The sequence below is a fragment of the Vibrio sp. S12_S33 genome (genome assembly GCF_963889785.1).
GTDB classification, from domain to species: Bacteria; Pseudomonadota; Gammaproteobacteria; order Enterobacterales; family Vibrionaceae; genus Vibrio; species Vibrio aestuarianus.
Genome location: NZ_CAWPQZ010000236.1, coordinates 1 through 526, shown reverse-complemented (window position 1 = coordinate 526; position 526 = coordinate 1). Strand labels below are relative to the sequence as shown.

Annotated in this window: 1 protein-coding gene; it reads left to right on the top strand. The window is 55.9% G+C overall.

The window, feature by feature from the left end:
- Window positions 1-526, top strand: a 526-nt coding sequence (locus AACW06_RS20005; protein ID WP_192076384.1) for an Ig-like domain-containing protein, incomplete at both ends; no start/stop codon positions are given.

Here is a 526-nt window from a genome sequence, read left to right as displayed (position 1 = left end):
GTGTGGAAGAGGGCGATACGGTGACGTTAACCATCACCAACCCAGATGGTAGCACCACGGAGCAAACCTACACCGTGACGGCGGCGGATCTTGCCAATGGCAGCGCCGACATCACCATTCCAAGCTTAACAGCGGAAGGTAATTACAGCATCACCAGCAGCATTACGGATGCCGCTGGCAACACCAGTGGTGAGAGTGCGCCAGTGACGTTTGATTTTGACGTCACCGTACCAACTGCGGCGCCAACGCTTACCATCGCGGACGCAGCGGACGGCAGCGTGAACGTGGCAGAGAACAGTGACGGCGTTGAAACTGTGGTGAGTATTCCAACGGGTGTGGAAGTGGGTGATACGGTGACCTTAACCATCACCAATCCAGATGGCAGTACGACAGTACAAACTCACGAAGTAACCTTATTAGAAACACTCACAGGCAGTGCGAACATCACCATCCCAAGCTTGGCGGCGGAAGGTGATTACAGCGTGACGGCGCAGATCAGCGACGCGGCGGGCAACAGCAGTGGTGA